Below are 19571 nucleotides of genomic sequence, written 5' to 3' on the forward strand. Positions count from 1 at the left end.
TTATTATAAAGTTTGCACTCACATTACATATATGTAGCATCACTGTCTCTTTTTCATTTTACCCTTGCAACTGGAGTTTACTTCTACAACTTAAAAACAAAAAACCCCCTCAAAGCATAAACTTCAAGGGGTGAGCCTGTTTTTTATTTACTTATATACGTACAGCTGTACCACTTACAGCAACCATTAACATTCCATCACGAACAACTTCGTAATCTACGTCAATACCAACGATAGCGTTCGCACCTTTTTGTTTTGCGAGTTCTTTCATTTCATCCATTGCGATATCACGAGCTTCTTTTAGCTTGCTTTCATAAGAACCAGCACGACCACCGACAACATCACGAACTGAAGCGAATAAATCGCGGACAATATTTGCACCCATAATAGCTTCACCATTTACAATATCGATATACTCAATAATTTCTTTACCTTGAATTCCAGACGTTGTTGTTACAATCATGACTGACACTCTCCTAATAAGTTGTAGTTTTGATAAGCTTTCTTATGTCTTTATTATGACATGGAAAAAGTATCTAATCCATTGAATTACCTTACAGGAATGTGACAGTTTTGTAATAATAAAGCGCGCATTATGTTTAATTTTAATAAAGTGCTTTAATATTGGGATACATAAACGATTCTCTATTTTCTTTCCAATCCTTTTCTACTTCTTTAAAAGTTGGTCGCCCTAATTCTTTGTTATTTTCATGTTTACTAAACCATTTTTTCACATACTGGTCTCCATTTTTGTTTTGAACTGTACAAAGGAAACTATTATTGCTATCCTTTAATATTTTTACAATCACGAAAAGGCACCTCTTCCCTTTTAAATAACATGATAGAACTTGATCTTTTACTATAAGCCCTTCCTCTCTTATAGTCATACGACTCCTCGGCCGCGCCAAAGTTGTAAGATCAAAAAACGATATTCACTTTGTTTATATTTTATTTAAAGAAATCAGAGTTATAGGCATTATGCTTATCAAATATTTTATAGATTTCTAACTTATCGTCTAATTTTGCATCTACTAAAATTAATATATTGCCATCGTAAATATATTCTTCATACTTTTTAGCATGGTCTTCAGGGATTCCTAAGCCGATAAATGCTCCTATTAAACTTCCAGCTCCTCCGCCAATACCGGCTCCTCCAATAGCTGCTGCGATTGGTCCTGCTGCTACAATTGGACCCATTCCAGAAACGGCAAGTACACCAAGACCTGTTAATAATCCACCAAGCCCGCCTGCTACCCCTCCAGCTACAAGCCCTGTCGCTGAAAAGATATCTGCTTTATGTGCAGTTTCGCTATTCACTTTTTCACCCGATTTTTCTTCAAGGTGTTCAATTTCCTTTTGATCTTTCGCAATAGCTGAAATATTCTCTGCTGAGTATCCTTTATCATTTAATTCATTAATAACGAGTGCCGCATCATCAATTGTTCTAAAAACACCTACTATTTTTCTATCTACATTCATAACTATTAACCTCCTAAAGTTTTATATAATGTATCTTTATTTTTCTTCATTTCTGTATACACTAATCTTCTTATTAACATAACCATTTACGAAGAAAGCGAATAGTAAAAGCACTACAAGTGAACTACTTAACAAGTAAATTAAATCAAATGTAATATCAATCATCATTTCATTCATGTATACCAGGCTCCTTTTTATTTAAAGTAAAAGTATATTTTGATAGACTAATCTACTAAACATAGACATCTTACAATTCATCTTCAATCAATCTCTTTGTAGTATATGTATACCCTTCCTAACCTTTTCTAAACGTAAAAAAACTATACTTATATTTTTTCTTATTTATATGTTTAACATTTTTTAAAACGGGTATGTTTATATTGTTATGCTTACTATATGGAAAGGAATATTACGATGAACGCCATTCACTCTACTACTATTTCTTATAATGAAACACCTACAATAACTCAGATTCATCATTTTTATGCTTTAATGACAACATTTCAAGCTAATTTGTTTATAAGTAAACATGGAACAATGACATCAATCAAAAATTTAAGCACTCTAGTATCCTTTTTCCTTACTGTAAAAAAGAAAGATCTTATATTATTTATTTTTGAAGGAATAGATGCAAAAAGAGCTTTAAGAACACTCTTCCCTTCTTAGAATGTTTGTTATCCTCTATTCCCTCGCTTACTACCTTTCATATATGTTTTTATATTTCAAAATGATTTCCTCTATAAAAAAAGAACCCCCTAATACAATAGGGGGATTTCTAGTTTGGCCTTATGAAAACTGATATAATATATATTACGTTTTTCATTCTTTAAAATAGAAAAGTTTTAATAACCTTGAAGGTAGGAATTTTTAATGAACTCGAAAGCAAAATTTAGTATTCGCTACAAAATTATGGCTGGTTATTTAGTTATCATTTTGTTCTTACTTGTTTCTTTCATTATGTTAAACAATGAGATTTCCAACTTACAAAAATCTCGTAATTTTATTATTGATCATGATTTTAAAGTTCTCAATTTGACGAATCAAGTGGAGAAAGAGTTACTAACAATTGAAAATAAAGCGAAAGGGTTTATCATTTCTAATAACCCTAATTACGTGCAATCCCTTAACTCTGCGGAAAAGGATTACGAAAAACATTATCAAGATCTTTTTTCTTTATTAGAGGATAACCCCTCTCAGCAAGAAAAATTAAAACAGATTAACGAAAACATTACTAGTTGGATTAATAAAGAGATTCACCCACTTATTACAAATAATAATAGTAATAATGTACAAACAATCGACACGACTCAAATTCAGTCCTTACAGTCACAGGTAACTAACTTCCGTAGCACTGAGGAGCAATTAACGAAAAAAAGAGCAGCACAATTAGATACTGAAAATAATAAATTAGAGATTTGGTTATACAGTTTATTGTTCTTACTTTCTTTTATTTCCATTATCGTTTCACTCTATATTTCGAATTCCATTACAAAAACGATTAAAAATGTAATTCAAGCTATTAAATCAATTTCTTCTAAAGAAAAAATTACGGAAAGAATTCATGTAAATACACATGATGAAATAAAAGATCTTGCTCATACAACGAACCACTTACTAGACGAAATATCGAAAAGAGAGTGGTTACAAACTGAACTTGCAGAATTAATTTTAATGTATCAAGGTGTATCTTCTATTGAGATGTTAGGTAAAAAAATTCTTAGTGGAATTATACAAAAAACGCACACTTCTTGCGGTGCATTTTATGTACGTGAAGAATATGAAGAAACTGTCTACTATGTGAAAAAAGCTTCTTTCGCCGATCAAGGTGCTGATATTGGAAAACAATCCATTAAAATGGGTGAAGGTTTCATTGGACAGTCTGCCTTAGAAAAGAAAAGTTTTATTCTCAGGGATATACCCGAAGAGTTTCGTTATGTCACTAGCGGAGTATTAGAAATACGTCCTAAAAATCTACTAGTCATCCCTATCTTATTTGAGGATGAGGTGATTGCAGTAATGGAGTTAGTAAGTGTAACTGAGATTTCAGACTTACATCAAGATTTAATTCAACAAACTATTGATAATCTAGGTTTAACAATCCATAGCATTATAGGACGTATGCGAATTCAAACTCTTTTACATGAATCACAAGCAATGACAGAAGAGTTACAAGTTCAATCAGAAGAATTACAAACGCAAGCTGAAGAACTACAAATGCAAGCTGAAGAATTACGAACAACGAATGAACAATTAGAGTCTAGAACTGAAGAAGCTGAACAAAAGACAGCTGACTTACAAATTACCAAATCAGAATTAGAAGAAAAAGCAAGCGAGTTGTTACGCAGCTCAAAATACAAATCTGAGTTCCTAGCAAATATGTCACATGAATTACGCACACCGTTAAATAGTATTTTACTATTATCTGAAATGTTAAGAGAAAATCATGATAATCATTTATCGGATGATGAAATTGAACTAGCAACTGTCATTCATTCATCAGGGAAAGACTTACTTACTTTAATTAATGACATACTAGATTTATCTAAAGTAGAAGCAGGCAAACTAGACATCATTTTTGAAGCAACGAACATAAGTGACATGGCAGCCAATATGCATCAAAACTTTTTACATATAGCTGCACAAAAAAATGTCGAATTTACTATTGAAGACAGTGATACGATTCCTGATCTGTTTTATACAGATGCAAAACGGATTGAGCAAATTATTAAAAACTTATTATCCAATGCATTTAAATTCACGGAAAAAGGATCCGTTTCTTTACATTTCGATTCAATAGAAACAACCAATTTAAGTCATGATATGCAGTCTATAAGTAAAGATTGGATTACAATTTCAGTAAAAGATACTGGTATTGGTATCGCTAAAGAACAGCATCAACTTATTTTCGAAGCCTTTCAACAGGCAGATGGAGCAACGATTCGAAAGTATGGTGGCACAGGACTAGGTTTATCTATTTGTAAAGAGTTTGCTAGATTGTTAGGTGGTTGGATTACGTTAGAGAGTAATGTAGGAGAAGGTAGTACTTTCACAGTATATATTCCTAACCTTCCAAATGGATTACATGATATACAGTTATCCAATTTAGAAGTCGCAGCAACGATAGAAGATGTTATTCCTGCTGAAGTTGTTGAAGAAACTATCGTTACTACCGAAACAAATAACGTCTTCCAAGAGAAAAACATTTTAATTGTCGATGATGATCATCGAAATATATTTGCGTTACAAAATGCATTAAAAAAACAAAATGCCAACATTATTACTGCCCAAAACGGCATAGAGTGTTTAGAAATACTAAAAAGCAATACAAATATTGACCTTATTTTAATGGATATTATGATGCCTAATATGGACGGTTATGAAACGATGGAAAATATCCGAATGAACTTAGGGTTACATGAAATACCTATTATCGCATTAACTGCTAAAGCAATGCCAAATGATAAGGAAAAATGTTTATCTGCTGGCGCTTCAGATTATATAAGTAAACCATTAAACCTACATCAACTCTATTCGGTAATGAGTGTATGGTTAATAAAATAAGTGAGGTTTAGTTGGAGTGGAAAATAAGTATTATAATTTTGATCCATCAGTAGATACGGATGAGCGCACGAACTTAGAAATTGAATTACTATTGGAAGCGGTATTTAAACTATCAGGATTTGATTTTCGCCAATATGCTCGCACATCTATTTATAGAAGGATTTGTAATCGAATGCAGCTCTCTAATATCCCAACCATTTCAAAATTAATTGAAAAAGTAATTCACGAGGAAGGGGTTTTAGAACAGTTATTAAATGATTTCTCGATTAATGTAACTGAGATGTTCCGTAACCCTGCCTTTTTTAAAGCGCTAAGAGAGCATGTTATTCCTGAATTGAAAAAGCAACCTGAAATTAGAATTTGGCATGCTGGATGCGCAACTGGTGAAGAAGTATTATCGATGTCCATCTTACTTCACGAAGAAGGATTAAGTGAAAAGTCGGTTATTTACGCAACAGATATGAATACAAATGTGTTAGAAAAAGCAAAACAAGCTATCCTCCCGTTAAATAAAATGCAAACTTATACGAAAAACTATTTACAAGCTGGCGGTACACAAGCATTTTCTAACTATTATTCAACAGATAATCGTTTTGCTTATTTTAATCCTTCACTGTTACAAAACATTATTTTTGCACAGCATAATTTAGTAACCGATCAATCTTTTAACGAGTTTCATATTATACTTTGTCGTAACGTTTTAATTTACTTTACAAGTAAACTTCAAAATCAAGTGCAGCAACTATTTTATGAAAGCTTAAGTCACAATGGATTTCTATGTTTAGGAAATAAAGAAACTCTTCGTTTTTCAAATATAATGCCGCATTATACCCAATTTAATCCTAGTGAACAAATTTATCAAAAAATACAATAAAAAGCGTATGAAATCCTCTGTTTGGATTTCATACGCTTTTTATTTCGCATTCGTTTGTATCATAATTAGACACATATCATCTGATTGCGCTTTCTTTTGTTCTTCCTTGTAAAACCCTTCTATCTCGCCTTCTAAATCTCCCCATTTTCTTTCTGTAAAAGTACGTAATTTCTCTTCAGACTCAAATTCATCATTTGCAATTGCTTCAAGAACACCATCTGTAAACAATAATATTTGAGCGTTCTTCTCAAAAGGTATAACTGTCTTTTTAACTTTTATTTCATCAAAAAATCCTACGGCACAACTCCCGCGATCTAGTTCAACTACATTTGTTTCATCAACTAAAACATATCCAGAAGGATGCCCTGCATTTACATATTCAACTGTTCTATCTTCTGTATTAACAACTAAGTATATCGCCGTAAAATAATAAGGAATATTATCATTTTCATTATGTAAAAGGGTCATATATTTATTTAATTCTTTAATAACGAGTTCTGGATCAATTAAACATTTAATTGTTTCACGTAATACAGACGAAATAAACATACAAACTAATGAAGCAGATACACCATGTCCCATCACATCTAATAATATAATACCGTAGCGATTTTCATCGATTTTATACCAATAATACATATCTCCAGCTAGTTTAAATGAAGGTAAGTAACTTGCTTCAATTTTTATATGATCTTCTCTTAATGGGCTACTTAATAAGTTTCTTTGTACTTGCGTAGCTAAATCTAGTTCATTCCGAAGATTTTCTTCTTGTTCTTTATGCCAATTTAATTCTGATTTCAAGCGTAACGCTACACGCATACGTGCTAATAGTTCAACTTTATTTATAGGTTTCGTAATATAATCCATTGCCCCCATATCAAGAGCTTCGGCCAATTTATTTGCATCCTCTAAAGCTGTAACAAAAATAATAGGGATATCTTTAAACTTCTCCTCTTTTTGTAATCGCCTACAAACTTCAAGTCCATCAATTTCAGGCATCATAATATCTAATAGTATTAAATCAATTTCATTATGCCTGGAAGAATCTTTTCCAAACTGTATGTATTCGAAGAGCTCTTGTGCAGAATTGAGCGATACAAGATCATGATATCCGGCTTGTTTTAAAATCTTCTCAATTACAAATATGTTAACCGGATTATCATCAACAATTAAAATGGACACAAGTTATTTCCCCTTTTCTTATTTAAAATGTAAATCTATTATCATTTTCTATTTTTCTAGTATTACATACTCAGTTACAAAATGAAAATTTCTTACTCAAACATATTTATACAACAAAAGAACAAACCCCTAGAAATAGGAATTTGTTCTTTCACTCTATAAATTTCTACTTTTAATTTAACACCATTGCTTTATCATTTAAAAGACGATCTAATTCTTCCATATGATTAGTTTCATCTGCAATCATATCTTCTAGTTTTACAACTAACTCTGTCATATTTAATTTCGCTGCCTGTTCTTTTCTCGTTTCATAACGCTTAATTGTTTCATATTCTGATTGTCTAGCGGATTCTAACATTTCTCTAACATCTTCTACTTGTTTCACTGGTAAAGGGATCGTAGTAGGTGTACCACCTAGCGTCTTAATTTTCTCCGCTAAATATAGGGCATGTCCTTGTTCATCACTAATTTCAGATTCAAAGAAAGGTTTTAACACTTGTCTATATATACCAGAAACTGTAGCTGCATTATGGTTATACATAATAATTGCTGAGTATTCTCCTGCTAAATCTTCATTCAATCCTTCGATTAGTTCTTTCACATCGTGTGACATTTTTATATCTCCTCCTATACTTAATAACTACCCCTTTTCTCATGTTTTAAACATAATGATTTTAAATTTTTATGTATCTAAAAATGCTGCTTGCTTCAATTTACTTATCGCTTGTCTTTTAATACGAGAAACGTGCATTTGTGAAATACCTAACCGTTCCCCTGTATCTTTTTGATTTAAATTTTCTCCAAATATATAATGAATAACACTCTTTTCTGTGTCATTTAATACGTTGAAAATATCCTTTAAAACGAGACGCCTTTCTGTCTCTTCATATCCTTGCTCTACTTCACCTACAGATTCAATTCTCGCTACCGAACTACCATCAGATGCATTTTCAACTACATCATCTAAGGAAGATACTCGATAATTATTTTTAGCATCCATAATCTCTAGAACTTCCTCTTCCGATAGTCCTAAATGATTTGCGATTTCTATAATCTTCGGCGAACGTTGCAGGTGATCTGTTAACTCCTCTATCGCAAGTTTAATTTTCCCGCCCAAATCTTTAATTCGTCTTGGAACGTGAATGCCCCAAGTTTTATCGCGTAAATACTTCTTTATTTCCCCTACTATCGTAGGTATTGCAAAAGGCTCAAAAGCATTTCCTATCGAATAATCATACCTTCTTATTGCACCTAAGAGCCCTAACATACCTACTTGTATAATATCCTCATGCATCGGCCCGCCTTTTGAATAACGATATGCAATGGAATATACGAGATTTTTATAATGATCAACTAACCTTTCCTGCGCTTCATTACATTGGTTTTGTTGGAATTCTGCAATTAGCTTAATAACGTCTTCTTTAGTAAGAGTTGTAGGTTGAGATTGGATTTCCATCATTCTCCACCTGCTCTCTTTGTATATATTTTGTCATTAAAACTGTCATTCCCTCATCATGCATAATTTGTATATCATCCATTAACGTATTGATTAAATATAAACCTAAACCATTTTCCGGCAAATGTTCTACTGGTTTACTAATATCATACGGACCAACTTTCCTTTTTAAGCTATTAAAATCAAAGCTAACCCCATTATCCGCAACCATAATTTCTAATCGATCTTCATATAAGCCAAAGACAATTGTAATTTCTCCAACGTCTTCTTTGTATGCATGTTGTACAATGTTTGTACATGCTTCACTAATAGCAATTTTCATATCTTCTATATCGTCATAAGCAAAGCCCATTCGATTCGCAACACCAGCCATTGTTAAACGAATAATAGCCACATATTCTGCCTTTGCAGGAATTTTCATTTCTATCTTTTCAAATCTCTCCATCATCCCTAGTCACCTTCTTTCTACTTTTTCAAAATCGGAATTCAAATTTAATATTTCTGTTAGCCCTGTAATATCAAATAATCTTTTTAGCCTTTTAGACACACCAGTAAACTCTAGCTTCCCATCATTTTTCTTAACTGCTTTTAATAAAGCTATAAAAACTCCTAAGCCTGTACTATCCATATAATCTACGTTATGAAAATCTACTACAATATGAACCTCTTTTTCGCTTGTAATAGGCATTACCTTATTTTTTAAATCTGACGCCGTATACGCATCAATCTCACCATTAAGTTGTACCGTATAACCTACATCATTTTGCAAAATATTTATTGCCAAATTCATCATTTCCGCCCCCTTATCTCGAACTTTTACTATTTAATTACCCATAAAAATTAGTTTTAAACATATTTTTTTATTTTCATTATAAATAAATTTTCTACACCTTTCTCGGCTTAACACTTAAATCGTACTAATAAATGTTTAAAACTTATAATTTTGTGTATGTATAATGTATAAACATTATTTTTAGGGGGATCTATCTATGGAAGAGCACAACTTTAAAAAGGGAGATTTCGTTCAATTTTCTTATCGACACGATCATGCTACAAAATTAGTTGGTTCCATTATTAACATACTAACGAATACAATTGTAGTTGATATAAGTAATAGCGAGGACTTATCTCATATAGAACCAAGGCAAGTCGTAAGAATAAATAATTGTAAAAAGGTAACGATGGCTTAATACATAATAGAAAGTGTAATGTTAATGAGTGGGGGGTCTTCATCCTCCACTCATTCCTATGTAAAATACATAAAAAAGCATCCAAATTAGTTTAATTGGATGCTTTTTTATGTATTTTTATCAGTTCATTAACTTTATAACTATATATAATAAACTTAAGATTACTATTTATTATCATACTTACGCTTTCCGCAGCATTCTAGAGAAGAATGTAACGATTAAAATAAAGACGATTGCACCTAATAACGCTGGAAGAACAAAAATGCCTCCCCATTCAGGACCCCAATGACCAAATAACGCACTACCTACCCAAGATCCGATTAATCCGGCAATCACGTTACCAACTATACCTAACGGAAAGTCTTTTCCTGTAATCATTCCAGCTAACGCACCAATAAGTCCACCTACAATACACGTAATAATAAGTCCCACAATTAAACCTCCTATATTCGTTTTATATTGAATTCATCAAGCTTTAGTATGTAACTAAAGCTTGATGAACATATATTATTCTTTATTATCCAATCCATCACTTATCTTTTGTTTCACTTTTCCGACTTTTTCTTTTATAGTTCCCTTCGTCTTCTCCCACTTCCCTTCATTTTTCAACTCTCTATCTTCTGTAACTTCACCAATTCCTTCTTTTAATTGCCCTTTTTTCTTTTCAACTTTACCAGTAATTTGTTCTTTCAGCCCGCTCTCACTCATATTTCCCATCTCCTTTTCGTAATAGATTTATAGATGTAAAGGGTACAAAATTAAATAGAATACATGCATCTTCTTTCGTGTAACCATTCACCGACTCTTTCTAAATCCTTAACGAATAACAAGATTTTCCCTTCATCTAGCTTTTCTTCGTAGAAGTTTGCTTCTTCCTCATTAAGCCCTAACTCCTGCATCTTATTTCTTAACTGATCTCCCGTTTTTTGAAAGACGTTAATAATGCTTGTCCCAAGCCCTTCCTCTTTTATTCCAATCGTGTTCACGTCTGCATTATCTGCGATTCTATCTGTCCTCTCTTTCTCATGTGTTAACACGTAAATATCTTTTTGTTCTATTCCTTTCTTCACTAGATCATTTGCCGCATTCATGACCTCTTTCTCCGTAATAAATTCATATACAAAAGGTTTACTATACTTCGTTTCCATCTTTAACTTCCTCCTTTAAAATGAATTATTTGTTATATTATATGTAGTACACCTATTTTCGAAATGTTAAACATAAAATATGAAAAAAGTTATGTGAATTTTAATTTTAATAGAAAATGAACAACATCATTTACCACTTTAAAACATCTTCTCCTTACAATAACCACCTAAATTAACAGAAAATTGTTATAATTGAATTTAAGGAGGGATACTATGAAAAAAATCATATCTATATGCGCTCTAACCGCTCTATCTTTCACTTTAATAGGTTGTACAAACACCTCGGCTACAGATAAAGCTTCACAAGTTAAGCAAGAACACACACAACATACCTTTCAATTAAACTCCGCAAATATTTCAGACATTGAAATACTAAAAACAACAAATCATACTACTTCCAAATCTCAAACAAATAACGAAGAAATGATAAAATCTATCGTTTCAGCAGTTCAAAATGGAACACCTAAAACAATCACTTTAGATCAAAAAAAGAGAGAATCTGCACATTCTACTATTACCGTTACATATAAAGATGACTCAAAAGAAGAATTTCTTGTATGGGTTGATAATAAGGAACAAATTACAATCGCTAAAAATGAGAAGAAAGATAAGGTAGAAGGTGTGATAGTGAATATTAAAGATGCTAAAATGATGAAGGATTTCTTTTAAAATTCTAGTTAACGTTAAAAAAAGAGTAGGATGTAATCCTACTCTTTTTTTAATCATGCTCAATAAATAGATTTTTATAAAAGCTATTTAAGGTCTAATTTTGCTAAATCATGTTGTAAAACATTATTTCCTTCTTGTGGGTTAAATACGATTGCACTAAGACCAAAAACATTCGTAACAACATCTCTATCTTTCGGACGAATGATTCTTACTTCATAAGCAAAAAGTGCTGGAGGAAGAGCTGCTGAACGAAAAGTAACATATCGATTAGGTGGCAATGTTTGCGTTGAAGGGTCTATTAATGGTAACAATACCGGAGAACCAGATGACCAATCAAACATTTCAACAGTTACTCTACGAGTATCGTCGGGATCAACATTCATAGCATCCACAGTAAGAAATAACGTAGCGGAATGTCTACGTAATATACCCGTTGATAAAGTTTCATTATGATATTCACAGCATTTTTTTGGAGGGTGACCATAGCCATAACTCATACCAATTCCCCCCTTTCATTTACAATTAAGGACAAGTATTCCTTATAATATATAATGCTAGTATTCTTTTATTGAAAGGTATAAAAGCGGATTTCTATCTATATTTTTGGATATTTTGTTTTTTATTTATTCGCTCTTAAAGAATAAAGTGAAACTTTAAATCAGCCCTCGCCAATAGAGGTCTTACTCCCCGACAAATAGCGGGATAAATCTATTTTGAAAAGGACCTGCTCCATTCATTCGTAAAAGCATAAAGTAAATGGAATCCGTTAAAACACATGAGTGACCCCTTGGTTTTCCCTTCCTATTAAAAGGAGGAACTGTTATGGGCTTTGGTGGTAGTTGTGGTGGCTGTGGCTTCGCTGGAGGATTTGCTTTATTAGTTGTATTGTTCATTTTATTAATCATCGTTGGAGCTGCTTGCTTCTGCTAAAAAACTATCGGAAAAGACACTTTTATATGAGTGTCTTTTCTTCATAAAAAATACGCAATGTGCAGTTTAAGTGTAAGATGTAGTATTACATCCCTCTCCAAAATGAACTTCGATACTATAAATTTCGTTTAGGTGCAATCTTAAAATTTTAGTTTAATAGCAATATGGTGAAACTCTATTCCATATAATATTGCTATTGCAGAAAAGTAAAACAAACTGGACAACCTAGATTTCAAACTGTAAGATTAGATGTTGGTGAAATTGGGCAGCAAAGCATATATAGAAAATAGGTGTTAATTTTGAAAATCAATAAAAAATTCGAACCAATAATTTTTAATATCTTTATGATTTTAGGTATATCTAGTATTATCTCTTTCGTCATGGTTTCAATGAATGTTGGATATACAGCTTTATTTCTCAAATCATGGATGAAAACATGGGGAATTGCTTTCGTACTTGCATTTTTAGCTTCTAAATTATTACCCTTTGTAGTTAAAAAGATAATGAAAATCTTCACTTTTGTTGAGAATGATGCTTAAGAATAAAGTGATGTACTACTCCAGTTCATTCCAATTAAAAGAGTTTATTATCACAAAAACTTAACCTAGTAAAATGTTTCAAATCGAAGGAAGACACCTTACAGGTTGTTTTTTCTTTATAAGTAAAAAAAGCCCACCTATTTCCGTAGGCGGGCTTTATCTTTATTACACAATATGAAAGTATACTCTCTTTTTCTCTGAAATTTTATGTAATTTTACATATTCATGAAAATAGAAGAATTAAAATATGCCAAAATAAAAAATGAGCTAAATCCCCTAAATAGCTATATAGAGATGAAGTTGTTATGACAACATATTTTCCACCTTCAACTTAGTTATCCTTAGAATGCTTTTCTACAAAATCAAGGATCCTAGCATTAACCTCGTTAGAGAACTCACCATTGATTGCGTGAGATGCATTTTTCCAATTAACTATATCAATATCTTTAACGTATTTTTTTCCAGTTTCAACTGCTTTTACCGAATTGTGCATTGTACTTTTTTCAGCCATAAGTGCAAGCACTGGAATATCAATACTTTTTAAGTCTTCTTTACTAAATAAATCAGGCGCTGGTGTTTTCAGTTTATAGTTACGCATACCCGACTCGATTAACTTAGCGATAGGCTCATCGTCACTTGCTTCTGCTCCTCCAGAAACATAGCTTAACATCTTTTCTCTTAAAAACTTAGGTACAATAGGAACGGAAGCTGGAATAGATGCCAGAATCATTTTTATGGATATTTGTGCAAATACAAAGACTGGATCTAATAAACTAGCCGTAGCAATATGCTCAGGATTATATCTGGCCAAGTTCATTGTTGTCCAACCTCCAATGGAGACACCTACGATATGCACTCTTTCTAAACCTAATCCTTCAATTACTTCATTTAACCATTCTGCTTGTTGTTTTTGGTTTTCAATCACCTTCGTTTGCACACTCATTCCAGGTTCACCTAGTAAATCTATCGTGTAAACAGGCCTTTTTTCTCTTAGACCTTCTAAATTAGGTACCCACATTGGAGTAGATGCACCACGTCCAGGGAGTAAGAGTATTGGTTCCTTATGTTTGTTTTCCTCTTTAGTAAAATAATAAGCACGAATTGTGCCATATTTCGTTTTTATATCTTTCGTATCGTTAGGTTTTGGAAGGAGTGCCATTGATTCATCGTAAGCAATTTGAAAATCTTCCTTCCCTTTTTCCGATATAAAGTGACCAATCTTATTATCATCTCTCTTCATTTGAATTCCTCCTTTCTACAAATATATGGATGAACTTTATCTATATATTCATCGTAATCATCCATTAACTTTTCATCTTCTTTAAGGCAAGACTCTTATTTAGAAAAAAGAATAGACACCCTAAGGTGCCTTCCTCCGACTTGAACCATCTTAATTTTAATAATATGTATTGGACTCCAGTCCAACTATTATTTTACCACGTTAAGTTGTTTTGTTTATTAAGAAATACAATGTTTTATTTACGCTAATCTTCTGTATTAGTTCATTTTGTAGTCCGTGCAGCGGTTAACAAGAAGATAATAGCATTGATGACACCTAAAATTCCCTGCTTAATCCACATAGATAATGCAGCATTTGTGCCAATGGCTAGAAAGATAAGCATTACTGTGTATCTATTGAATCTCAGTATAGACAACCTCCCAATGGGACTATATTTAAGGGAATTTCTTCATTTTTTTGTTCCGTAAAACATTGTACTTCCTAGTGAAGAGAAATTCAGTTTTACTTCTATAACTCGCCCTGTTTCCACTCTTTATTATGGATATCCAATCCTTCTTGACCAAAGAAATGGAGAATAAATTCTTTTTCATCACTATCCGGTTTTTTAGCTAGTTTAGATCCCTCCATACTTTTCTCTTTTCCTGAACGTAAATAATGAATTTCTTCAAAGTCTTTAACTACAGATTCGAACTCTCCACCATACCATTTGTTCAGAATAGATTCATATTTTGGTCTTTCATCATTATTAATAACATTTAAGTTGTTTTTTAAGTATTGAATGTTTTCTTTCGTCATTTGAAATCGCCCTACATCACGGGTACCGGAAACATGAAGATTATTCCCATTGAATGTGAGTTTTTGTAAAGACATATGTATCATCATATCATTTATAGTTTGCTCGTTTTGGATTTCACCAATCGACTGTGCCGCTTTAGAGAGTTCATCTTCACTTACTACATAACTATCTTTTTGCTGCTTTTGAATGGTTTGAACTTTCGGTTTTTCCTGCACCTTTTCTTCTTGTTTAGGTTTTGATTCAGTTGTAGTCTTCTCATTTGAGCTACAAGCAGCCATTCCCATAAGCAATGTACCGCATGTTAATGCCATTAGTAACTTTCGGTTCATTTTTTTCCGCCTATCTGCATTAGTTATTTTAAACAGTTTTTTTAATGTAAGATTTCTCATCTCATAGTAGCAAAGAATTTATCTATATATTGTCATGTTTTGTCGAAGAATAATAAAAAAACAACCTAGATCCCATAGGATCTAGGTTGCTTTTAATACGTAAACGTAATCGTCACTAAAGAATACCCTTCTTTCGCATTGTAAGGCTCCGCTTTATAAGAAACTCGATTTGCCCCTTGCGGATAATCGATTTCGCCAATTGCCTTTTTCACATCTTGCAGTGCACCATTCATTGATTGCTTGTACAGCACTTCAATTTTCTCTGGTTTCGCACTATAGCGCTGCTGCATTTTATTTTTTAATTCAGTATAGTTGTTTACGATATATTCATTTCCTAAATAGTTTAACTTTGTATCTTTTAATATTTGCTGATATGCAGGCGTTTTCGTACTACCTGCCGCAATTTTGTTTGTCAGTGTACTATAATAATTTGTTGTAGCTTGCGGATAGTCTCCGCGATTCCACTCATGATTTCTTGCGATTTGTTCATCTGATAAATTGAAATACGAATACGTTACGCGGCCCTGTTCATCTGGAACCGGATCATCGAATGTTGTATCCAGGTGATACCATTTGTTTTCGATTTTCACTAAATTCCAAGCATGAGGTTGTCCGTCCCCAGTTCCTGTCACGAAATGATTTTCAATTCCTGCTTCTTTTAATAATTGATAAGTTAATAGTGCGTAACCTTGGCAAACCGCAGAACGATTTACAAGTGCTTCATATGCTGTGTAAGCTTTATAAGACGTATCATAAGAAACATGTTTTACTACGTAATCATGAATCGCCTTCACTTTTTCGTGATCATCCATTCCAACTTGAGCAATAGAAGAAACGATTGCTTTCGCTTGTTTCATGACATATTCCGTCTGTTCTTTCGTTTCACGATATGTAATCTTAAGCGTAAATGTATAATTTCCAGGTGATCCAGAAAGTCCATATGAAACATTCGATCTATTATTATTTGTATACTCATTTTTACTTGCAACTTCTTTATATGCGTTAAAAAGTGTATTCATCACTTCGTTTGTATTATTGTTTTTCGTTTTATATGGAAGTGTAATATTTGTCTCGTATGTATTAATACGCTTTTGTACTTCCCCTTTAAACGCTGTTAATAATGCCGCATCTCCTGTGTCTTTCACATCAGCATTTTTATACTTCAAAGTTTTATATAAAAACTGCGCATACTGTTCACGTGTTACTGTGCCATACGGTTCAAAATTCCCGTTCCCTGTGCCATCTGCGATTCCATTTGACTGCACCGCACTAATTGCGTTTTCTGCCCAAAATGGATTTGGAACATCCTTAAAGGTATGTTTTTGTTTTGCCGCAAGATGGAAAGCATTTGTAAGAATTTGTGCCATTTCCGCACGACTCACAGAAGCTTTCGGTCTAAATTGACCATTTTCATCACCTTTAAAAACTCCTAAATTCGTTAAAGTTAATACCTCTTCTGGAAACATTGTAGAACTTTGATTAATATCACCGTAAGGATTTTTAAACGTAGACCCATCCTTTAATACGTAACGAGTTCCATCATTACTAAACGAACCGCCTTGTTTATTCGGTACTAACACTCGATAAATTAAAGCCGCAACTTGCTCCCTTGTCGCAACATCTCCAAAACCAAATATCCCATTTCCATAACCGGAAATAATATTTTTACTCGCTAAATCTTTAATCGCAGGATATGACCAATGTGATGTCGGCACATCAGAAAAAACACCCACTTCAGCAGCTTTTACATCGCTACCATTTGTATATAACAACGCACCACCAATAAGTGATAATGATGTAATTGATTTTAATAGTTTTGTATACATAATGTCTTCTCCCAATACATTCTCTATTTTTGTTGGTTTATGTCGAAAAATCTAAAAATATGACAAAATATATTATACAATTAAAAGTTTTTGATGGATATATTGAATTTTAAAATATGCAAAAATTCATATTGTTATAAGGATTCATAGTAATATTATGTTATTTTACTTGCGAATATACAAATAAAAAAACGCTCATTTGAGCGTTTCATCTATATACCTAATAATTACTTTTTCTTCACTTAGAACTCTTCTTCGGTAATAATCCTTTGATATAACAACTCTTTATACTTCAATATTTCTTCAACCCCACGGCTCTCCATGCGTATATTGTATAACACTTGTTGTATTGACCTCTGATTGGTCCGTTGAAACATTTACTCCATTTAATAGTATGACCGTAATTATTAATCCAATTGAACTGCTGATGACCCTTTTCATTTTAAAGCCCCTTTCTGAAAACCTTTTTCTTTTTCTTTATATCCTAAATAGAAGTATTCACTAGATTTTATTGAATTTCCTTCTTCATGATATTTAACCGCTAATTTTTCAGCATATTCCTGGACATATTGCCATAAACCTACTTCATTAAAGAAATAAATTCCTTTAGAAATGGCTAACTCTAATTCTTCAGCAGAAACATTCTCATTCATTTCTTTTAGAATTGTAAAATGATGTTCATATTCTTTTTGTTCCAGTTCATTACAAATTATTAATCCTTTTTCAATTAAGGACGCTGCAAGCTTTGTCTTTCCTAACTTTAAATTCTCTCTAGCTTCCAAAAAAATCGCTCTAAAGTGATTCGGAATTTTTTGTGATACTTCTGATAAGTAACGAAGTGCTAAATCAGATAGGTTTTGCTCTGCATACATAACCCCTAAACTATGTCGAACTCGTAACATTAGCTCCTCTTCATTCTGCTTTTTCAAAATATCCAGAGACGACATGAAATAAACTTCTGCTTGTTCAAATTCATTTAGCTTTACACATGCTAAACCCAGAACATTGTCACATGCTGCCACCTTCCTGCTATACCCGTACAGCCCTTCAAATGTATTCCTTGCTCTAGTTGCATATTGAATTACTAAAATAGGCTGGCAAACGTGATAATAATAGCTTGATAGCTTAAAGTTAAATTCTGCTTTTTCAATTGGATCCTGAATATTTCCCAACAAAGATTCTGCTATTCCATAATGCTTTTCAGCCACTTTAAAATTACCGTTTACTGTGGCATGAGAAGCCTTAAAGAAATGGTAATAATATAATAAAGATTCATCTGATGGAGCTTCATCTAACTTCATTTTTCTTAGATCATTCTTAGATATGTCAGATTGATGGGGATAAAACTCTGCACTTAACATTTTAAATCTAAAATCTACAAGTGAATAAAACTCTGTATTCTTTCGATCTTCTTCCATACTATTAACTTTTGTATCAATACTTTGTTTTAATTCCTTTGCCTTAGAGAAATTCTGTGAACGAATTTCTCTATACCACTCATGTAAAAGTAAATTGATTTCTTCCTTTTTTATTACATGTACACTCATATAGCCCCTTCTCCTTTGTCTATAGATTACTAACATAATAACAAAAATCTTCCAGTAAAACTTTTAATTTTCTGAATATTATTGTTTCAAAAAAATTTCTCAATACAATCCCACCATTTTATCCCTTTAAACTATAACTTGTTCTGTTCCTTATTCGTTTCTATGTAAAAATAACACATCATTATTAATAGTGATGACACATGAAAGTCTATCCTTTCATAAGAAAGCCTCTTTTCTTTTGTACATTATATCCATTAGGGCTCATTTATTTTTTACAAAACCCACCCTTTTGCTTACAACGGCGACGAGGAGCGGGTTTTTTGTTATCTTTTTCTAAAATTTGTTTCCTAAAAACATACGCAGAAACTTTACGTACAATGGTTTTCAAAAATACTTTTAGAAGTTCAAACAAAACTCCATTAGAGATAGTTTTATTAAATTTTTCACTACTAGCCGTAAAAATATCTTATAATCTCTATATAACAAATTAATGTATTAGGGGTAGATAAAATGCCAGTTACACTCGAACTTATTCTTTTCATTCTTATAGCAATTAGTGCTGTTGGCTATTTAATAAAAGAATTTCAAAAAACTAGGAAACGAACACTTGGAATTTCACTAGAATTTTTAGTTCTTTTCTGGTCAATATGGAGAATATCAACTATTATAATCTAATTTATAAAACATAAATTCCTTCGAATGAAGTGGAACTCTAATCAGCGGGAGTTTTATGGGATAAATTTAC

At 32.3% G+C, this 19571-nt stretch carries 26 protein-coding genes; 8 read left to right on the forward strand and 18 right to left on the reverse strand.

Annotated features, from left to right (window positions below; all coding sequences use genetic code 11):
* Positions 1 to 151: 151 nt before the first annotated feature.
* From OXT04_RS17115 to OXT04_RS17130, 4 genes are all read right to left on the reverse strand, one after another.
* Positions 152 to 463 carry a YbjQ family protein gene (locus OXT04_RS17115; RefSeq protein WP_000637510.1) on the reverse strand — a complete coding sequence of 104 codons (312 nt, stop codon included), beginning with the start codon at positions 461 to 463 and terminating at the stop codon, positions 152 to 154.
* A gap of 142 nt (positions 464 to 605) precedes the next feature.
* Entirely contained in the window at positions 606 to 809 is a 204-nt protein-coding gene (locus tag OXT04_RS17120) for a DUF4028 family protein (RefSeq protein WP_267416209.1), read from the reverse strand.
* A gap of 139 nt (positions 810 to 948) precedes the next feature.
* Positions 949 to 1479 carry a general stress protein gene (locus OXT04_RS17125; protein ID WP_001100092.1) on the reverse strand — a complete coding sequence of 177 codons (531 nt, stop codon included), beginning with the start codon at positions 1477 to 1479 and terminating at the stop codon, positions 949 to 951.
* 36 nt (positions 1480 to 1515) lie between these two features.
* A complete protein-coding gene (locus OXT04_RS17130; RefSeq protein ID WP_001004567.1) occupies positions 1516 to 1656 on the reverse strand; it encodes a hypothetical protein in 141 nt (46 codons plus the stop codon).
* Positions 1657 to 1893: 237 nt separating this feature from the next.
* Here OXT04_RS17130 and OXT04_RS17135 point away from each other — a divergent pair, with 237 nt between their 5' ends.
* The 3 genes from OXT04_RS17135 (at position 1894) to OXT04_RS17145 (ending at position 5914) form a co-directional block, all read left to right on the forward strand.
* Positions 1894 to 2145, forward strand: a complete 252-nt coding sequence (locus OXT04_RS17135) for a hypothetical protein (RefSeq protein ID WP_000991350.1) — start codon at positions 1894 to 1896, stop codon at positions 2143 to 2145.
* Between the two features lie 204 nt (positions 2146 to 2349).
* Positions 2350 to 5040 carry an ATP-binding protein gene (locus OXT04_RS17140; RefSeq protein WP_001084961.1) on the forward strand — a complete coding sequence of 897 codons (2691 nt, stop codon included), beginning with the start codon at positions 2350 to 2352 and terminating at the stop codon, positions 5038 to 5040.
* Positions 5041 to 5056: 16 nt separating this feature from the next.
* Complete coding sequence (locus OXT04_RS17145; RefSeq protein WP_000429043.1) at positions 5057 to 5914, forward strand: CheR family methyltransferase; 858 nt, start codon at positions 5057 to 5059, stop codon at positions 5912 to 5914.
* A gap of 39 nt (positions 5915 to 5953) precedes the next feature.
* Here the strand turns inward: OXT04_RS17145 and OXT04_RS17150 are convergent, their stop codons facing one another.
* The 5 genes from OXT04_RS17150 to OXT04_RS17170 form a co-directional block, all read right to left on the reverse strand.
* Positions 5954 to 7096, reverse strand: a complete 1143-nt coding sequence (locus OXT04_RS17150; RefSeq protein WP_029442048.1) for a fused response regulator/phosphatase — start codon at positions 7094 to 7096, stop codon at positions 5954 to 5956.
* Positions 7097 to 7268: 172 nt separating this feature from the next.
* Complete coding sequence (locus OXT04_RS17155; protein WP_000017755.1) at positions 7269 to 7709, reverse strand: ferritin-like domain-containing protein; 441 nt, start codon at positions 7707 to 7709, stop codon at positions 7269 to 7271.
* A 69-nt stretch (positions 7710 to 7778) separates the two neighbouring features.
* Positions 7779 to 8555, reverse strand: coding sequence for an RNA polymerase sigma factor SigB (sigB, locus tag OXT04_RS17160; RefSeq protein WP_002153364.1), 777 nt, complete (start codon positions 8553 to 8555; stop codon positions 7779 to 7781).
* Positions 8518 to 9000, reverse strand: a complete 483-nt coding sequence (rsbW, locus tag OXT04_RS17165) for an anti-sigma B factor RsbW (RefSeq protein ID WP_000970583.1) — start codon at positions 8998 to 9000, stop codon at positions 8518 to 8520. Before rsbW ends, sigB begins: the two co-directional genes overlap by 38 nt.
* A 6-nt stretch (positions 9001 to 9006) precedes the next feature.
* Positions 9007 to 9345: an STAS domain-containing protein gene (locus tag OXT04_RS17170; RefSeq protein ID WP_002060869.1), complete on the reverse strand. Its 339-nt coding sequence runs from the start codon at positions 9343 to 9345 to the stop codon at positions 9007 to 9009.
* Positions 9346 to 9541: 196 nt separating this feature from the next.
* On the opposite strand from OXT04_RS17170, the gene OXT04_RS17175 reads away from it, so the two are divergent.
* Entirely contained in the window at positions 9542 to 9742 is a 201-nt protein-coding gene (locus OXT04_RS17175; RefSeq protein ID WP_000391011.1) for a hypothetical protein, read from the forward strand.
* 180 nt (positions 9743 to 9922) lie between these two features.
* Here the strand turns inward: OXT04_RS17175 and OXT04_RS17180 are convergent, their stop codons facing one another.
* The 3 genes from OXT04_RS17180 to OXT04_RS17190 all read right to left on the reverse strand — a co-directional run bounded on the left by OXT04_RS17180 (position 9923) and on the right by OXT04_RS17190 (position 10890).
* On the reverse strand, positions 9923 to 10174 hold the full coding sequence (locus OXT04_RS17180) for a GlsB/YeaQ/YmgE family stress response membrane protein (protein WP_000522903.1): 252 nt from the start codon (positions 10172 to 10174) through the stop codon (positions 9923 to 9925).
* 75 nt (positions 10175 to 10249) lie between these two features.
* Positions 10250 to 10450 carry a CsbD family protein gene (locus OXT04_RS17185; protein ID WP_053565102.1) on the reverse strand — a complete coding sequence of 67 codons (201 nt, stop codon included), beginning with the start codon at positions 10448 to 10450 and terminating at the stop codon, positions 10250 to 10252.
* A 50-nt stretch (positions 10451 to 10500) separates the two neighbouring features.
* A complete protein-coding gene (locus tag OXT04_RS17190; RefSeq protein WP_016125605.1) occupies positions 10501 to 10890 on the reverse strand; it encodes a YflT domain-containing protein in 390 nt (129 codons plus the stop codon).
* 213 nt (positions 10891 to 11103) lie between these two features.
* Between OXT04_RS17190 and OXT04_RS17195 the strand changes: the two genes are divergently transcribed.
* Positions 11104 to 11559 (forward strand): hypothetical protein, encoded by a 456-nt coding sequence (locus OXT04_RS17195; RefSeq protein ID WP_061660170.1) that lies wholly within the window; start codon positions 11104 to 11106, stop codon positions 11557 to 11559.
* Between the two features lie 83 nt (positions 11560 to 11642).
* Here OXT04_RS17195 and OXT04_RS17200 read toward each other — a convergent pair whose 3' ends face one another.
* Positions 11643 to 12056 (reverse strand): hypothetical protein, encoded by a 414-nt coding sequence (locus tag OXT04_RS17200; protein WP_086422229.1) that lies wholly within the window; start codon positions 12054 to 12056, stop codon positions 11643 to 11645.
* 325 nt (positions 12057 to 12381) lie between these two features.
* On the opposite strand from OXT04_RS17200, the gene OXT04_RS17205 reads away from it, so the two are divergent.
* Both OXT04_RS17205 and OXT04_RS17210 read left to right on the forward strand, forming a co-directional pair.
* A complete protein-coding gene (locus tag OXT04_RS17205) occupies positions 12382 to 12489 on the forward strand; it encodes a YjcZ family sporulation protein (protein WP_000505670.1) in 108 nt (35 codons plus the stop codon).
* A 299-nt stretch (positions 12490 to 12788) separates the two neighbouring features.
* Positions 12789 to 13028, forward strand: coding sequence for a DUF2798 domain-containing protein (locus OXT04_RS17210; protein ID WP_000700210.1), 240 nt, complete (start codon positions 12789 to 12791; stop codon positions 13026 to 13028).
* A 331-nt stretch (positions 13029 to 13359) separates the two neighbouring features.
* Here the strand turns inward: OXT04_RS17210 and OXT04_RS17215 are convergent, their stop codons facing one another.
* The 5 genes from OXT04_RS17215 to OXT04_RS17235 all read right to left on the reverse strand — a co-directional run bounded on the left by OXT04_RS17215 (position 13360) and on the right by OXT04_RS17235 (position 18826).
* On the reverse strand, positions 13360 to 14268 hold the full coding sequence (locus tag OXT04_RS17215) for an alpha/beta fold hydrolase (RefSeq protein ID WP_000817351.1): 909 nt from the start codon (positions 14266 to 14268) through the stop codon (positions 13360 to 13362).
* Positions 14269 to 14775: 507 nt separating this feature from the next.
* Positions 14776 to 15393 (reverse strand): DUF6241 domain-containing protein, encoded by a 618-nt coding sequence (locus OXT04_RS17220; protein ID WP_016513184.1) that lies wholly within the window; start codon positions 15391 to 15393, stop codon positions 14776 to 14778.
* Positions 15394 to 15545: 152 nt separating this feature from the next.
* On the reverse strand, positions 15546 to 17279 hold the full coding sequence (locus OXT04_RS17225; protein WP_267416213.1) for an S-layer homology domain-containing protein: 1734 nt from the start codon (positions 17277 to 17279) through the stop codon (positions 15546 to 15548).
* Positions 17280 to 17582: 303 nt separating this feature from the next.
* Positions 17583 to 17720 carry a Phr family secreted Rap phosphatase inhibitor gene (locus OXT04_RS17230; protein ID WP_094194486.1) on the reverse strand — a complete coding sequence of 46 codons (138 nt, stop codon included), beginning with the start codon at positions 17718 to 17720 and terminating at the stop codon, positions 17583 to 17585.
* Complete coding sequence (locus OXT04_RS17235) at positions 17717 to 18826, reverse strand: response regulator aspartate phosphatase (RefSeq protein ID WP_267416223.1); 1110 nt, start codon at positions 18824 to 18826, stop codon at positions 17717 to 17719. Before OXT04_RS17235 ends, OXT04_RS17230 begins: the two co-directional genes overlap by 4 nt.
* Before the next feature lie 510 nt (positions 18827 to 19336).
* Between OXT04_RS17235 and OXT04_RS17240 the strand changes: the two genes are divergently transcribed.
* Positions 19337 to 19501 (forward strand): hypothetical protein, encoded by a 165-nt coding sequence (locus OXT04_RS17240; RefSeq protein WP_001145511.1) that lies wholly within the window; start codon positions 19337 to 19339, stop codon positions 19499 to 19501.
* Positions 19502 to 19571 lie beyond the last annotated feature (70 nt).

The sequence above is a fragment of the Bacillus sp. GC_Bacil_1 genome, assembly GCF_026540675.1.
Lineage (GTDB): Bacteria > Bacillota > Bacilli > Bacillales > Bacillaceae_G > Bacillus_A > Bacillus_A cereus.

Coding starts and splice junctions, on each gene's coding strand:
- OXT04_RS17230 (WP_094194486.1), bottom strand. CDS start 17,720: ATGAAAAGGGTCATCAGCAGTTCAATTGGATTAATAATTACGGTCATA.
- OXT04_RS17200 (WP_086422229.1), bottom strand. CDS start 12,056: ATGAGTTATGGCTATGGTCACCCTCCAAAAAAATGCTGTGAATATCAT.
- OXT04_RS17170 (WP_002060869.1), bottom strand. CDS start 9,345: ATGATGAATTTGGCAATAAATATTTTGCAAAATGATGTAGGTTATACG.
- OXT04_RS17240 (WP_001145511.1), top strand. CDS start 19,337: ATGCCAGTTACACTCGAACTTATTCTTTTCATTCTTATAGCAATTAGT.
- rsbW (WP_000970583.1), bottom strand. CDS start 9,000: ATGATGGAGAGATTTGAAAAGATAGAAATGAAAATTCCTGCAAAGGCA.
- OXT04_RS17115 (WP_000637510.1), bottom strand. CDS start 463: ATGATTGTAACAACAACGTCTGGAATTCAAGGTAAAGAAATTATTGAG.
- OXT04_RS17125 (WP_001100092.1), bottom strand. CDS start 1,479: ATGAATGTAGATAGAAAAATAGTAGGTGTTTTTAGAACAATTGATGAT.
- OXT04_RS17135 (WP_000991350.1), top strand. CDS start 1,894: ATGAACGCCATTCACTCTACTACTATTTCTTATAATGAAACACCTACA.
- OXT04_RS17220 (WP_016513184.1), bottom strand. CDS start 15,393: ATGAACCGAAAGTTACTAATGGCATTAACATGCGGTACATTGCTTATG.
- OXT04_RS17130 (WP_001004567.1), bottom strand. CDS start 1,656: ATGAATGAAATGATGATTGATATTACATTTGATTTAATTTACTTGTTA.
- OXT04_RS17235 (WP_267416223.1), bottom strand. CDS start 18,826: ATGAGTGTACATGTAATAAAAAAGGAAGAAATCAATTTACTTTTACAT.
- OXT04_RS17190 (WP_016125605.1), bottom strand. CDS start 10,890: ATGGAAACGAAGTATAGTAAACCTTTTGTATATGAATTTATTACGGAG.
- OXT04_RS17205 (WP_000505670.1), top strand. CDS start 12,382: ATGGGCTTTGGTGGTAGTTGTGGTGGCTGTGGCTTCGCTGGAGGATTT.
- sigB (WP_002153364.1), bottom strand. CDS start 8,555: ATGATGGAAATCCAATCTCAACCTACAACTCTTACTAAAGAAGACGTT.
- OXT04_RS17195 (WP_061660170.1), top strand. CDS start 11,104: ATGAAAAAAATCATATCTATATGCGCTCTAACCGCTCTATCTTTCACT.
- OXT04_RS17225 (WP_267416213.1), bottom strand. CDS start 17,279: ATGTATACAAAACTATTAAAATCAATTACATCATTATCACTTATTGGT.
- OXT04_RS17215 (WP_000817351.1), bottom strand. CDS start 14,268: ATGAAGAGAGATGATAATAAGATTGGTCACTTTATATCGGAAAAAGGG.
- OXT04_RS17175 (WP_000391011.1), top strand. CDS start 9,542: ATGGAAGAGCACAACTTTAAAAAGGGAGATTTCGTTCAATTTTCTTAT.
- OXT04_RS17185 (WP_053565102.1), bottom strand. CDS start 10,450: ATGAGTGAGAGCGGGCTGAAAGAACAAATTACTGGTAAAGTTGAAAAG.
- OXT04_RS17140 (WP_001084961.1), top strand. CDS start 2,350: ATGAACTCGAAAGCAAAATTTAGTATTCGCTACAAAATTATGGCTGGT.
- OXT04_RS17155 (WP_000017755.1), bottom strand. CDS start 7,709: ATGTCACACGATGTGAAAGAACTAATCGAAGGATTGAATGAAGATTTA.